At 72.3% G+C, this 13,467-nt stretch carries 10 protein-coding genes and 1 pseudogene; 3 read left to right on the top strand and 8 right to left on the bottom strand.

The features are described from left to right. Positions 1-158: 158 nt before the first annotated feature. Entirely contained in the window at positions 159-1,667 is a 1,509-nt protein-coding gene (locus ACH4VX_RS23665; protein WP_398369813.1) for a PTS transporter subunit EIIC, read from the top strand. Between the two features lie 320 nt (positions 1,668-1,987). On the opposite strand, the gene ACH4VX_RS23660 is transcribed toward ACH4VX_RS23665, so the two are convergent. Next, positions 1,988-2,623 carry a hypothetical protein gene (locus ACH4VX_RS23660; RefSeq protein WP_398369811.1) on the bottom strand — a complete coding sequence of 212 codons (636 nt, stop codon included), beginning with the start codon at positions 2,621-2,623 and terminating at the stop codon, positions 1,988-1,990. Positions 2,624-2,707: 84 nt separating this feature from the next. On the opposite strand from ACH4VX_RS23660, the gene ACH4VX_RS23655 reads away from it, so the two are divergent. After that, positions 2,708-3,571 carry an endonuclease/exonuclease/phosphatase family protein gene (locus tag ACH4VX_RS23655; RefSeq protein WP_398369809.1) on the top strand — a complete coding sequence of 288 codons (864 nt, stop codon included), beginning with the start codon at positions 2,708-2,710 and terminating at the stop codon, positions 3,569-3,571. Positions 3,572-3,592: 21 nt separating this feature from the next. Here ACH4VX_RS23655 and ACH4VX_RS23650 read toward each other — a convergent pair whose 3' ends face one another. Both ACH4VX_RS23650 and ACH4VX_RS23645 read right to left on the bottom strand, forming a co-directional pair. Next, positions 3,593-5,131, bottom strand: coding sequence for an MFS transporter (locus ACH4VX_RS23650; protein ID WP_398369808.1), 1,539 nt, complete (start codon positions 5,129-5,131; stop codon positions 3,593-3,595). A gap of 135 nt (positions 5,132-5,266) precedes the next feature. Next, a pseudogene (locus tag ACH4VX_RS23645) lies at positions 5,267-5,443 on the bottom strand (5,10-methylene tetrahydromethanopterin reductase); the annotation flags it as partial. A 259-nt stretch (positions 5,444-5,702) separates the two neighbouring features. Between ACH4VX_RS23645 and ACH4VX_RS23640 the strand changes: the two are divergent. After that, on the top strand, positions 5,703-6,941 hold the full coding sequence (locus tag ACH4VX_RS23640; protein ID WP_398369806.1) for an FAD-dependent oxidoreductase: 1,239 nt from the start codon (positions 5,703-5,705) through the stop codon (positions 6,939-6,941). Here the strand turns inward: ACH4VX_RS23640 and ACH4VX_RS23635 are convergent. The 5 genes from ACH4VX_RS23635 to ACH4VX_RS23615 all read right to left on the bottom strand — a co-directional run bounded on the left by ACH4VX_RS23635 (position 6,863) and on the right by ACH4VX_RS23615 (position 13,332). Then, positions 6,863-7,480, bottom strand: a complete 618-nt coding sequence (locus ACH4VX_RS23635; RefSeq protein ID WP_398369805.1) for a TOPRIM nucleotidyl transferase/hydrolase domain-containing protein — start codon at positions 7,478-7,480, stop codon at positions 6,863-6,865. The genes ACH4VX_RS23640 and ACH4VX_RS23635 overlap by 79 nt on opposite strands. A 123-nt stretch (positions 7,481-7,603) precedes the next feature. After that, on the bottom strand, positions 7,604-8,686 hold the full coding sequence (locus ACH4VX_RS23630) for a lytic polysaccharide monooxygenase (RefSeq protein WP_398369804.1): 1,083 nt from the start codon (positions 8,684-8,686) through the stop codon (positions 7,604-7,606). A gap of 188 nt (positions 8,687-8,874) precedes the next feature. Then, positions 8,875-10,002 (bottom strand): cellulose binding domain-containing protein, encoded by a 1,128-nt coding sequence (locus ACH4VX_RS23625; RefSeq protein ID WP_398369802.1) that lies wholly within the window; start codon positions 10,000-10,002, stop codon positions 8,875-8,877. A gap of 267 nt (positions 10,003-10,269) precedes the next feature. After that, the gene (locus ACH4VX_RS23620; protein ID WP_398369800.1) at positions 10,270-11,292 is read right to left on the bottom strand and encodes a LacI family DNA-binding transcriptional regulator; all 1,023 of its coding nucleotides are present in this window, start codon (positions 11,290-11,292) and stop codon (positions 10,270-10,272) included. 303 nt (positions 11,293-11,595) lie between these two features. Beyond that, positions 11,596-13,332 (bottom strand): ABC-F family ATP-binding cassette domain-containing protein, encoded by a 1,737-nt coding sequence (locus ACH4VX_RS23615; protein ID WP_398369798.1) that lies wholly within the window; start codon positions 13,330-13,332, stop codon positions 11,596-11,598. Between the last annotated feature and the right edge of the window lie 135 nt (positions 13,333-13,467).

Genomic DNA, 13,467 nt, shown 5'->3' with positions numbered 1-13,467 from the left:
TAGTGTGGTCACACCCTCATGACCGGGATGGTGAGGCTTCCCGTGACAGCAGCTGATGTGACGTACACCACAAATGTCCTCCGGCTTCGATCGGAACACGGGAAAGAAAATCTCGAGGACGCGCCGGCCCCGACCTCACAGCAAGGCATGACCGCACCATGAGCGAAGAGAACAAGCACCACGCCACCGCTGCCGCCGTCCTCCCCCTGGTCGGAGGCGCGGAGAACGTGGCGTCGGTGGCCCACTGCATGACCCGTCTCAGACTGGGGCTGCACGACCGGTCCCTCGTGCAGGACGAGCGGCTCAAGGCGCTTCCCGCGGTCCTGGGCGTGGTCGAGGACGACACCTACCAGATCGTGCTGGGGCCGGGAGCGGTGGCACGTGTCACCCCGGAGTTCGAGGCGCTGGTCGAGGCGGAGAAGGCCGGGGCCGCGACGGCGTCCCCCGCCCCGGACCGCGGGGACGACCCCGTGACGGCCGAGGCGCTCGCCGCGCGGGGAGCGGCGCTCAGGGCGGAACGGAAGACGAGGAACGCCACGCCGTTCAAGCTGTTCCTGCGCCGGATCGCGAACATCTTCGTGCCGCTGATCCCCGCGCTCATCGGCTGCGGCATCATCGCCGGTCTCAACGGCCTGCTGGTCAACCTGCACTGGCTGCCGGGAGTCACCCCGGCCCTGGCCGCCGTGGCGTCCGGGTTCATGGCACTGATCGCCGTTTTCGTCGGCCACAACACGGCCAAGGAGTTCGGCGGTACGCCGATCCTGGGCGGTGCCATCGCGTCGATCGTCGTCTACGCCGGAGTGGCGAACGTCGAGGCGTTCGGCCGGCACCTCTCACCGGGCCAGGGCGGCGTGCTCGGTGCTCTGGGTGCCGCGTGGCTCGGCGTGTACGTGGAGAAGTGGTGCCGGCGCCGGGTCCCCGAGGCCGTCGACGTCCTGGTGACGCCCACCGTCACCGTGCTCGTGGCCGGACTGGCGACCCTGTTCGGACTGATGTTCCTCGCCGGTGAGGTGTCCACCTGGATCGGCGACGCCGCCGACCGGTTGCTTTCCCACGGTGGCGCGGGCGCCGGGTTCCTCCTCGGGGGCCTTTTCCTGCCGCTGGTCATGCTGGGCCTGCACCAGGCCCTGATCCCCATCCACACGACCCTCATCGAGGGCGCCGGCTTCACCGTCCTGCTGCCGGTCCTCGCGATGGCGGGTGCGGGACAGGTCGGTGCGGCGATCGCGGTCTACTGCCGGCTGCCGCACAACACCTCGATCCGGACGACCATCAAGTCCGCGCTCTGGCCCGGCCTCCTCGGCGTCGGAGAGCCCCTCATCTACGGCGTGTCCCTCCCCCTGGGGCGTCCGTTCGTCACCGCCTGCACGGGCGGAGCCTTCGGGGGTGCGTTCGTCGGCCTCTTCAACCAGCTGGGCACGGACGTCGGTTCGACCGCGATCGGCCCCTCCGGGTGGGCGCTGTTCCCCCTCCTTGACGGCAACCACGGGCCGGGGCGGACGGTCACCGTCTACGCCGCCGGTCTGATCGTCGGTTACGCGACGGGTTTCCTCGCCACCTACTGCTTCGGCTTCACGAGGACCATGCTCACGGAACTCGACACGGCGCCCGCCGCTCCGGCGGAGGGCCGGCCCGTTCCCGCGGAGCGGGCCGCCGAGAAGCTCTGACCCGACGGCCGCGGTGGCCGAGGCGCCGCCCGATACCGTACGACGCGGACGCGCTTCGAGTACGGCGGCCTCGGCCATCGGCGGCCACCGGATCGAGCTCTTCGGGGTCCGGGCTTCATGCGAACGCCACCCGGGAGCCGGAACCGAGGAACGTCTCCGTCCTTCGGTTGCCTGTTCCGGCTGACCGACCGGGGCGGCCACCGTTCTGTACAGGGTTTGCAGTGCAAATCCGTCACAGCGTGCGTCGTGCGGTTCAGCGGCGTGTGCCCGGAGGACGTGGGAGCCCGTACACCGCCACGGACCCGGGATGACACACCGTGTCACCCCTTGCGTCCGAGGGACACGGTGAGCACGGCCGGCGCGGCCCGGCGTCGGGGGCGGGGCCTGCCTGAACTGTTGGATGCCCCGTGGCGCACCGTCCCACCGCCGGGGAGCCCTACCGGCCGTTTCTGGGGCGGGGCGATGGCCCTCGGCACAGCCGTCGTGCCGCTCATGCACCCATAACGGCGCGACACCGCGTGACATGGTGTCGATCTCGCGAGCGGCTGACGCGTGAGGCGGCACAGGGCCGCGCCGTGGGCGGGCAGGTCGGCGTGCAGGTCGGCGTGCAGGTGACGGCCGTCGTGCGGGGTGCCGGTACGGGTCCCAGTTCCCGTACGCGGTCGTCCGGGCGGGCGCCGACGGAGCCGAGCGGGCCGGTGATCCGAAGGGGAGCAGCGGGCGCGTCCGTCGGTGTCCCCGGCGGTCCGCAGGACGTCCGGCCCCTCGTCGTCGGTGAGCAGTTCGACCGTCTCCCGCGGGCTGGTCCGCTCGGCAAGGGTGAGCCGGCGCGGACGGTCCTCACCCCGTTCGGCGCGGATGCCGATACGGCCCAGGGGCAGCATGTCGGTGTTGCGGGGACCGGTCGTGCCGCCGGCCACCCGGCTTGTGGCCAGGTCCACTTCGGCCCGCGACAACGGCGGTACGGTGCTGCGATGACCGACGAGAGCCCCGATGGAACGCACTGTGCCGGTCCTCCCTCTACCTGGCCTGGAGAAGGCGTGAAGCCCAGATCTCGACGTCCTGTCCGCACCGCCGCCGTACTCGCCGCCGTCCTGCTGGCCGCGACCGCACCGGCCGCGGCCGCCGGTGTTCCCGGGGCGCACGCCCCAGCGGTGCCGCTGCGGGTGGCGACGTACAACATCCACGCCGGAGCCGGTGAGGACCAGGTCTTCGACCTCGACCGCACCGCGGCGGCCCTGCGCGACCTGCGTGCCGACGTGATCGGCCTGCAGGAGGTCGACGTCCACTGGGGCGCCCGCAGCGACTTCGCCGACGAGGCACGCGCACTGGCCGAGCAGCTGGACATGCGGGTGTTCTTCGCACCGATCTACGACCTGGACCCGGCCGTCCAGGGCGGCGAGCGGCGGCAGTTCGGCGTCGCCGTGCTGAGCCGCCACCCCGTACTCGCCGCCGAGAACCACGAGATCACCCGGCTCTCCACCCAGACACCCGATCCGGTGCCGGCCCCGGCGCCCGGCTTCGCCGAAGTGGTGGTCGACGTACGGGGCGCCCAGGTGCACGTCTACACCACGCACCTGGACTACCGGGCCGACCCGTCGGTCCGCGAGGCCCAAGTGGCGGACATGCTCGGCGTACTGGCCGCCGACCGCGGACCGAAGGTCCTGGTCGGCGACTTCAACGCCGAGGCGACGGCCCCCGAGTTGGCGCCGCTGTGGGAGCGGTTGCGGGACGCCGCCCCCGACGGCGGCGGGACGTACCCGGCGATCGACCCCGCCAAGCGCATCGACCTGGTCACCGTTTCCCCCGACATCCGGGTGACCGGCGCCCGCACGGTGGCGACGGAGGCGTCGGACCACCGGCCCGTGGTCACGGACCTGAAGGTCCCCCGACGCGGCCACTGAACCGGTCACCGGCGGGCCCGTTCACCCGCCCTGGAGGCGTCGCAGGTCGGAGGGGCGGACCTGGACGGCCACGACGGCGATCAGCGCGGCGAGCACGGCGAAGATCGCCGCCATGACGAAGGCCGCCGAGACACCGGAGGTGAGGACCTCGTCGGCCCAGGGCGGTGGCAGCTCTCCGGTGCGCCGGAAGCGCAGCCGTTCGGCAGGGGTCGCCTGCTGCAGGAAGCGCGGAATCTGTTTCTCCGCCTCGTTGCCGCTCGCCGTACCGAACACCGTGACCAGGATGGACAGACCGAGTGAGCCGCCGACCTGCTGGGTGGCGTTGAGGAGGCCGGAGGCCGCGCCGCTCTCCTGTACGGGCACGTCCGACAGCGCCATCAGCGTCAGCGACACGAACTCCATGCCCATGCCGAGACTGAAGACCAGCATCGGCCCCAGGACGCTGCCCGCGTAGGTGGAGTGGACGTCGGTCAGCGTCAGCCAGCCCAGGCCCGCCGCCGCGAGCACACCACCTCCGACCATGAAGGGCTTGGGCCCGTACACGGGCAGGAACCGCGAGGCCAGTCCGGCGCCGATCGCGATGACCACGCTGACCGGGAGGAAGGCGAGTCCGGCCCGCAGGGGACTGAAGTCCAGCACGTTCTGCACGAAGAGCGTCAGGAAGAAGAACATGCCGAACATCGCCGCGGCCAGGCACAGCATGATGCCGTACGTGCCCGCGCGGTTGCGGTCGGCGAACATGTGCAGCGGGGTGATCGGCTGCTTCGACCTCCTCTCGACCAGGACGAACCCGGCGAGGACGAGGACGGCCGCGGCGAACGAGGCCAGGGTGAGCGCGTCCCGCCAGCCGTCCTGCGCGGCCCTGATGAACCCGTAGACCAGCAGCACCATGCCGGCGGTGGAGGTCAGCGCGCCGGTGATGTCGAAGCGGCCCGGGTGACGTTCGGACTCCTTGATCCAGCGCGGTGCGGCGAGGGCGATGAGCAGCCCGATCGGGACGTTGACGAAGAGCACCCACCGCCAGTTCAGCCACTCGACGAGCACACCTCCGGCGAGCAGCCCGATCGCGCCACCGCCCGCCGACACCGCGGCGAAGACCCCGAAGGCCCGGTTGCGTTCCGGCCCTTCGCGGAAGGTGGTACTGATCAGGGCGAGGGACGTCGGGGAGGCGATGGCGCCTCCCACGCCCTGGAGGGCGCGGGAGGCGAGGAGTTGGCCGGAGTTCTGGGCGAGCCCGCCGAGCAGCGAGGCCAGCACGAAGAGCAGCACGCCGACGATGAAGACACGCCGTCTGCCGAGGATGTCGCCGGCCCGGCCGCCGAGCAGCAGCAGACCGCCGAAGGTGAGGGTGTAGGCGTTGACCACCCACGACAGACTGGTGGTGGAGAAGTCCAGGGAGCGCTGGATGTGCGGCAGCGCGATGTTCACGATGGTGATGTCCAGCACCACCATCAGCTGACACGACGCGATGACCAGCAACGCCATCGCGTGTCCACCGCCGCCGGTGTCCTGGGTGGCGTGCTGCGGTGCGGAGGCCGATCGCGGACTGCTTCTGGTCATACCGGGTCGCCCTTTCGGGAGTCCACCGTTCGACCGTACGCGCGCGTCTCCTTGCCTACATCTCGATCACCACAGCCCGCCGGGAGCTCCGCCTCCGACGTCCCGGGCCGCCCGGACCGGAGCATGGTTCCCTGCGATGCGGTGGGTTCGGCTTCCCGCCTGGGCGGCCACGGCGAACAGCAGCCACAGGTCCTTGTGCCAGGTCCCGTCCGCGGCGTAACAGGCGTAGAAGCCCAGTTCGTCGGCGAGCTCGACGGACGCCGGCGAATTCCGCAGCGGACAGTCGGGCAGCAGGGCGTAGCCGAACCTCATGGGCGTGTCTCCCCCGGCCTCGGCCGATCGGTCACCGGTCCGCCCGGTGCCCAGGCCGGTTCAGGGCCCGGCCAGGGCGCGCGCACGCCACCACGCTCTTTCGGCGAACGAGGTTCACACCCGCTCCACGCCCGGCGCCGATGATGTGCCACGCAGACCCGAGGCATGTCCCACGCTTGCCGCATCTATCGAATTTCGATAGATTTTCATCGCGATTCGATCGAAGTCTCTGCCTTCGACGGCCTGAAGGAGCACAGTCATGTCCACAACAGCCCACGCCCTCCACCACCCCGGGGAGACGGTCGAAACGGATGTGCTGGTGATCGGGGCCGGACTGGCGGGCCTTCACGTCGCCACACTTCTCGCCCGGCAGGGCCACGACGTGCTCCTGGCCGAGCGGCGGACCGGCCTCGCCGGTGCGATCCGTACCACAGGAATCTTCGTACGGAAGACGCTCGACGACTTCCCACTGCCCGACGAACACCTCGGACCGCCGATTCGGCGGGTGGTGCTCTACCCCCCTGGCCTGCGCCGCCCCGTCAGCCTGGTCAGCGACCGTGACGAGTTCCGGGTGGGTGACATGGCGCCGCTGTACGAGTCGGCGGCCGCCGTCGCGGTCGACGCCGGAGTACGGCTGGCACTGGGCACACGCTACGCCGGCCGGCGGGGCGGCACCTTCCGTCTGGTGGGCCGCGACGGACCGGCCGCGGTCCGGGCACGCTTCGTCGTCGGCGCCGACGGAGCCCGTTCGAGCGTCGCCCGCGACCTCGGCCTCGACCGCAACCGCCGACTGCTGGTCGGTGCCGAAGAGATCTTCGAGGTGCCCGCGAACGGTGAACCCCCGACCTTCCACTGCGTCCTCGACCCCTCGTTCGCCCCCGGGTACCTGGCCTGGGTGGTCAACGACGGGCGGCACGCCCATGTCGGGGTCGCGGGCTACGCCGACCGCTTCCCCCGGGGCCTGCGCCGGACCATGGAGCGGTTCAGCGCCTCGGCCCCCGGTCTGACCGGTGTGGACCGACCCGGGTCGGTGGAGCGACGCGGGGGCCCGATCCCCGTCGGCGGAGTGCTGCGCCGCATCGCCTGTGCCGAAGGGCTCCTCGTGGGCGACGCGGCGGGCGCGGTCTCCCCGCTCACCGCCGGGGGGCTGGACCCGTGCCTGCGACTGTCGGAACTGGCCGCCTCCGTCCTCGACGACGCGCTGCGGTCGGGGCGGCCGGACGCGTTGACCCACTACAGCGGAGCCGCCCTGCGCGCACACTTCCGAGGCCGGCTCACCCTGCGCAGGGGCCTGGCGCAGATACGGACACCGGCCGCGACCACAGCGGCGTTCGCCCTGCTGCGCACGCCGTTCGGCCGGGCCGCGGCCGGCCGCGTCCTCTTCGGCGACCGGTCCTTCCCCGACCCGTCGCCCACCGGTCAGAGGACGGTGAGCAGATCGTCGAGCGGGGCGGGGACGCGCCCGGGGTGGAGGGCCTCGACGAGGACGCGACCGTAGTGGATCTTGCGGCCCTTCTTCGTGCCGAGGAAGCGCCGCAACCGCTGCTGTGGCGTGCGTTCCCGCTGGGCGGGCTGGCTCAGGAAGGTCCGCAGGGGGCGCAGGTCGCCCTCCGCCCGGACCAGTTCCTCCACCCGCGTCACCCCCAGCGCGCGGATGAGCTCGTCCTCCAGGTCCGCGGCACAGACGAAGAACTCCTCCCCCGCGACACCGGCCCGTTCCAGCCCGCGGGCGTAGTAGCCGTGTTCGCCCTCGTCGCACAGCCCGGTGAGGCGCAGGCCCAGGCCGGGTGGCCCGAGAAGGCGGGCGAAGCGCCCGATGTTCATCGCGCCTCCCATCGGCAGGACGCAGATTCCTTCGGCCGGCAGGTCCCGGCCACGGCTCGCGGCCAGCGCGCCGACCGCCGCGGCGTCGCTCAGCCCTTCGAGCAGGACCGCTGCCCGGACGTCGAGCCGCGCCGCCAGCTCGCGCGCGGGGTCACCGGGACCTCCGGCCGCCCACGCGGTGACCGCTTCCCTGAACGACTCCATGTCAGCCATGGGACGAGTCTCCGCCCCTTGCGGGCGCCACCGGTAGGGAATTTCCGCCGGCGGCCCGCGGCGCCGGGCGACACCGGCGCCCGCTGCCGCGCCGCGGGCGCCGGTGTCGCCCGGCGAGTCCGGCTACGGTGTCACGCAGCCGATCGTCCCCACCGGGAAGTCGTTGCCCGACGACGTGGCCGTGAAGCCGAACGTCACGCTCCCCTCGGGGTTGATCACCCGGTTGTGATCGACGTTCCGCACCGTCACCGTGCCGTCGGAGCCCTTGGTCAGGGAACCGTTCCACGCACTGCCGATCGTGGTCCCGGAACCGGGCTTCCACTGCACGGCCCAGCCGTTCAGCGGCGACGTCCCGTGGTTCATCACCTCGACGGAGCCCTGGAAGCCGCCGTTCCAGGAGTTCACCACGTTGTAGACGGCCATGCAGGATCCGGTGTGGGGCGGGGGATCCGTCGGATCCGGGGTCGGGTCGGGGGTCGGAGTGCCGCCCGAGTTCCGGATGCCGGTCACCTCGCCGTTGCCGCCGTCGAAGACGACGTCGGAGCAGGAGAAGAAGTTCTCCTGGCTGTCCGAACGCACCCACTGCATGAAGATCAGCGCGTCGCCGGAGCGCCCGGAGGGAAGCTTCAGATCCCAGTGGTAGTGGCCGCCGTTGGTGCCCGGTGAGCCCTGCTGGGGCGGGTTGGTGACGGTCTGGACGAGCTCCAGGTCGTTCCAGCCCAGCTGGGACGTGGGCGACCAGCCGGGCTTGGTGAGGTAGACCCGGAAGTCACCGGGGTGGGCGGCCCAGTTGCTGTACTGCACCTTGACCGTCGCCCCGGACGTCAGATGCGTCCGCGGCCAGTCGGCGCGGGCCGCGTTGTAGGCGGAGAAGTCGTACGGGGACCGGTCACCGGCGCTGCAGAGCGTACCGTCCGGTACATAACCGGCGCCCCGCCCGGCCGCCTTGGAGTCGAGGACGGCGAACCAGTTGTACAGCGCCGACGAGCCGCTCCGGTTCAGCGCGTCCCGGCACGCCGGGTTGGTCGGGTCCAGTCCGCCGGTGCCGGTGACGGCGTCCAGCTGACAGAGGTAGGTACGTGATCCGGGCATCATCGCCACGCCGTGCGCCTGCGCGTCGTTCTGCCAGAGGAAGCTCAGGCCGAGCCCTCCGAGGAGGGTGGCCAGTACTGCTGCCAGGGAGATGAATCTCCGTCGTAAGGCCATGGGATCTCCTGTGCCGGTAGTGGATTGACGGGGGAGTGGCAGAGGTGGAAACCCCGCCCGTCCGGGGAGGGGCGTCAACCGGATGGGCGGGGGGCTCAGGGGGACCCGGGGCCCGCCCTGTCGGCGCAGGGAGGAAGAGCGGGCCCCGGGTCGGGGTGACACGGCGGGTGCGCGGCCCGCCGGTCGCGTCACGTGGTCGTGCAGGCGGTGCCGTTCAGGCTGAAGCCGTTCGGCTGGGCGAAGGTGCCGCTGTAGGTTCCCTGGAAGCCGAAGCTCTGGCTCCCGCCGGGCGCGATCCGCGCGTTGCCGCCGAGCCCGCTCGCCGTGACCGCGCCCGAGGAGGGGCTGACGGACGCGTTCCAGGCGTTGGTGACGCGCTGCCCGGAGGGCAGGGTGAAGCCGAGCTCCCAGCCGTCGATGGCGGACGGACCGGCGTTCCTCACGGTGACGTTCGCGGTGAAGCCGCCCGGCCAGACGTTCGTGGCGTACGACACCGCGCACGCGGCCGGACCGCCCGGCTCCTCCGGGCCGCTGCCGCCGGTGTTCACCGTGGAGGAGAAGGAGTTGACCGAGAGCCCCGCACCGTTCTGCCAGGGCTCGAATCCCGCCTGGACGCTCGTCAGGTACCAGTCGTTCTGCGCCATGCCGCGCGCGACGGTCTCCCGGACGAAGTCCATGACGTCGAAGCTCCAGCTGCCGATCGCCGACGGTGCCACGAACGACAGGACGTCGTTGGAGCCGTTGCCGCCCGACCACACCTGCCAGCTGCGCCCGGCCACGGTGGCCGTGCCGACCTGGGAGCCGATCGGCTGGATCGGGCCCACCTTGTTGAGCCAGATCATGATCTCGGTGCGGTTCACGCCGTCGGTCCGGGGCGTCGGGTCCAGCCAGATGTCGTACGAGGCGTTGTACACGGCGTCGCCGACGTAGCCGTACGAGATGCTGCTGGGCGCACTGGAGATGCCGCTGATCCGCGCGGGGAGGGCGGTTCCCGGCGAGCAGTTGGTGTAGTGGCAGCCGTTGAACACCGACGGGTAGGACTTCGGGGCCCCGTTGGTCGGCGCCGAGCCGTCGGCCTGGGTGACGCGGAAGCCGGTGTCCGTGGCGGTGACGCACTGGGTGGCGCTGCTGCCCCAGCGGTTGTTCTGGACGACGTAGCGCCCCTGGATGGTGGTCGATCCGTACGGTTCGCAGATCGTGGTGTCGGCCTGGGCCGGCGCCGTCCCGGTCACCAGCGCCGCGACCACGGCGAGAGCGGTGAGGAGCGTCGCGAACAGGCCGCGCAGGGCCCGGGTTTGGTGCGGTAACCGTCGCATGCGGGGACCTCTCCGAGAGGGTGCGGGGGGACCGGAGGGAGCGCTCCCCTCTCCCCATTGATGGGAGCGCTCCCATTGGTGTTTCGGGACGGGACTGTAGGAGCTGCACATGTCCCTGACAAGACTGTGCGCGGGAAACTGTCGAATTTATTTCGAAGCCGCAGGTCAGCGAGGTGATCCACAAGGGAGGTCCGCTTCGGGAGCGCTCCCGAAACATTCGATGGCGCCGTGGCTCGTGAGACCGCGGGGGAACGCGGGAAGAGTGGGTCAGGCGGAGCCGCGCAGCACCAGTTCCGTACGGAGGATGACGTGCCGCCAGGCCACCTCCGGCTCCTCCATCTCCTCCAGGAGCAGCCGCACCATCGTCCGGCCGATCTCCTCCAGCGGCTGGCGCACCGTCGTCAGCTTCGGATCGGTGTGCTGGGCGAGCGGGAAGTCGTCGAACCCGATCACCGCGACGTCCTCCGGCACCCGGCGTCCCGCCGCGCGCAGGGCGTCGAGCGCGCCCGCGGCCATGGTGTCCGACGCGGCGAACACGCCATCGATCTCAGGTGCGCGCTCGATGAGTTCGGCCATCGCCCGGTGCCCGCTGGCCGCCGAGAAGTCCCCCTCGGCCATCCAGGCCGGCCTGCTCTCGGCGCCCGCCCGATCCAGCGCCTCGCGGTAGCCGCGCAACCGGCACTGGGCCACGTACATGTCGAGCGGCCCGGTGATGGTCGCGATCGAGCGGCGGCCGAGGCCCAGCAGATGTGCCACCGCGCCGCGGGCGCCGCCGGCGTTGTCCGCGTCGACGTAGGTCACGCTCTCCTCGCCCGAGCGCCGTCCCAGCAGGACGGTGGGCAGTCCCACTTCGGCCAGCATGTCGGGCAACGCGTCCTCGGCGTGCACGGACATCAGCATCACGCCGTCGACCCGGCCGCCGCGCGCGTACTCCACGAGGCGCTGCCGTTCGGCGTCCGTGCGCACCAGGGTGAGCAGCAGCTGCACCTTGGTGTCGGTCAGCGCGTCGCCTACGGACCGGACGATCTCCGAGAAGAACGGCTCACCGAACTGCCGCCAGTCCGGCTCCGTCATGACCAGGGCGACGGCGTCGGCACGCCGGCCCGCCAGCGAACGGGCCGCCAGATTGGGGACGTACCCCAGCTCGGCGACGGCACGCTGCACGGCACGGCGCGTCGAATCCTTCACGCCCGCCTCGTTGTTGATGACGCGGGAGACGGTGCCCCGCCCCACACCGGCGAGCACGGCCACCTCCTCCAGCGTCGGTGCGCCGGGACGCTGCCTGCCCATGACCACCCCCAGGAGATCACTAGATCTTACGGCCATCGGGGCCCGGAACGGCCGGTCTCTCCACATGCTTCGTATCTGGAGGGTGACCGTCCCGGACAGCCGCCCCGGCGCTGTGCTGTCATCCCGACTGGCCTTACGGCACCGTTCACGTCACCCGCCGGGCGGCCCACTCGTGAACCGTGGCAAGGGAGCGGTATCCGGTGGTTCCCGCTCGCGAGACCTTGCCGGACGCGCGCGTTCCCCGGCCGTGAGGACGGCCCCGGGCCCGGCCCGAAGCCGCCCTCGGCGGGCGGAGGCGGTACGTCAGGAAGGCGTACGGCGCGTCCCCGGCGCCGCTTCCTCCCGTGCGGTCGGACGCGGCCCGCCGGGCCGGGCGTCCGGCGCCGGCGGCCCGCCCACCCGCAGGAGCGGCCAGTCCGCGAGGTCCCGCAGGAGCTGACGGTCGTGGGTCGCGACGACGACGCCGGCGCCGGTGCCGCGGAGCGCCCCGGTCAGCTCGTCGACCAGCGGCGCCGACAGGTGGTTGGTCGGCTCGTCGAGCAGGATCAGCGTGGGCCGCCCGGACAGCGCCAGCGCCAGGTCGAGACGCCGCTGCTGCCCCTGCGACATCCGCCCGACCGGCGTACCCGTCGCGTCGGAGTCCAGCAGCCCGAGGGACCCCAGCGCGACGGCGTCGCAGTCCCGGAGCGCCCCGCGGGCCACCGGCCGTCCGACGTGCCGGTCGTACACCTCGCGGGCGGTGAGCCGGGGATCGTGCTCGGCGGTCTCCTGGGTGACCCGGACCACCCGCGCCCCGCTCGCCGTCCACACGTACCCCTCGGTGGGCCGGAGAGCGCCGGCCAGCACCGCGAGCAGCGTGGACTTGCCGGCGCCGTTGGGCCCGGTGACGAGCAGCCGTTCGCCGCCGCCGAGGGCGAGGTCGACCGGAGGGGCCAGCCGCCCGTCCACGGCGACACCGTGCGCCCGCAGCTGCGGCGTGCCCGGCCGGACACCCGGCTGGGGCCACCGCAGGACAGGGGGCGGCTCCGGCAGGTCGACCCGGTGGGCGTCCAGTGCCTCCTGCTGCGGGTTCAGGGCCTGTACGACGCCCGGCGCACGGGACTGGCGCCGGTGCTTGCCGGTCCCCTTCTCCGGCCGCCAACCGGTGGAGAGCCGGTCACGGGCCCGTGACACCGCGTCCTGCAGCCGCCGGTGCTCGCTCTGCTGCTGCTCGTGGTCCTGCTCCCAGCGCTCACGCTCACGACGCCGGGCCTCCTCCCACGCGTCGTAGCCGCCGGCGTACAGGCGCGGCTTCCCGTCGCGGGCCGGGTCGAGGTCGAGGAACCGGTCCGCGACGTCGCGCAGCAGCGCCCGGTCGTGGCTGACGACGGCGAGACCGCCGTCGTGTTCGCGGAGCCTGCGGGTCAGGAAGTCCAGGCCGCCGGCGTCGAGGTGGTTGGTCGGCTCGTCGAGCAGCAGGACGTCGTGCCGCGAACCGAGCAGGCACGCCAGCCGGACGCGGTGGCGCTGCCCGACCGACAGGGCCGACAGCGGCCGCTCCCGGTCGGCGCAGGCACCGAGGGCCTCCAGGGCGACGTCGACGCGGCGTTCGGCGTCCCAGGCGTCGAGGCGGGTGGCGGCGTCGAGCGCGGCGGTGTAGCGGTCGTCGGCGGCGGGGTAGCCCCCGGCCATGGCGAGGCCCGCCTCGTCCAGCGCGGCGAGGGCCGCCAGGGACGGGGCCGCCGCCGCGGACGTGAGGGTGCCGACGGTCTCGCCGTCGCGCGCGGACAGCTCCTGGCGGGCCAGACCGAGCGTGCCCGTCCGGTGCACGGTGCCCGCGTCGGGCGTGATCAGTCCGGCCAGGACGTGCAGCAGGGTCGTCTTGCCACGGCCGTTCTCGCCGACGACGGCGATCCGCGACCGGGCGGAGACGGTGACCGAGACGTCGTTCAGGACGCGCCGGGACCCACGGGTGACGGTGACGCCGTCGGCGCGGACGTGGGCGCCGGAGCCCGCCTCGACGGGCAGGGGCATGGCTTCGGGGGGCGGGGTGGGGTTCAACGGATGCTCCGCAGCTCGCAGTGGAGCCGGGCAGCACGGGAAGGCCGCCCGGCAGGAACCGGAACGGCGTGCGCTGATTCAGGGAGAAGGCGCCGCCGTCAGCGGGCGGATCGAACCTTCTGCGACCAGATGCCT

The organism is Streptomyces sp. NPDC020731 (assembly GCF_044334705.1).
In the GTDB taxonomy this organism is placed as follows: domain Bacteria; phylum Actinomycetota; class Actinomycetes; order Streptomycetales; family Streptomycetaceae; genus Streptomyces.
Note: the sequence above shows the minus strand (reverse complement) of the source record. Positions and strands in the feature narration are given on the sequence as shown.

Excerpts from the sequence above, each read along its gene's own strand:
- ACH4VX_RS23630 (WP_398369804.1), bottom strand. The coding sequence starts at position 8,686 with ATGGCCTTACGACGGAGATTCATCTCCCTGGCAGCAGTACTGGCCACC.
- ACH4VX_RS23640 (WP_398369806.1), top strand. The coding sequence starts at position 5,703 with ATGTCCACAACAGCCCACGCCCTCCACCACCCCGGGGAGACGGTCGAA.
- ACH4VX_RS23620 (WP_398369800.1), bottom strand. The coding sequence starts at position 11,292 with ATGGGCAGGCAGCGTCCCGGCGCACCGACGCTGGAGGAGGTGGCCGTG.
- ACH4VX_RS23625 (WP_398369802.1), bottom strand. The coding sequence starts at position 10,002 with ATGCGACGGTTACCGCACCAAACCCGGGCCCTGCGCGGCCTGTTCGCG.
- ACH4VX_RS23635 (WP_398369805.1), bottom strand. The coding sequence starts at position 7,480 with ATGGCTGACATGGAGTCGTTCAGGGAAGCGGTCACCGCGTGGGCGGCC.
- ACH4VX_RS23665 (WP_398369813.1), top strand. The coding sequence starts at position 159 with ATGAGCGAAGAGAACAAGCACCACGCCACCGCTGCCGCCGTCCTCCCC.
- ACH4VX_RS23650 (WP_398369808.1), bottom strand. The coding sequence starts at position 5,131 with ATGACCAGAAGCAGTCCGCGATCGGCCTCCGCACCGCAGCACGCCACC.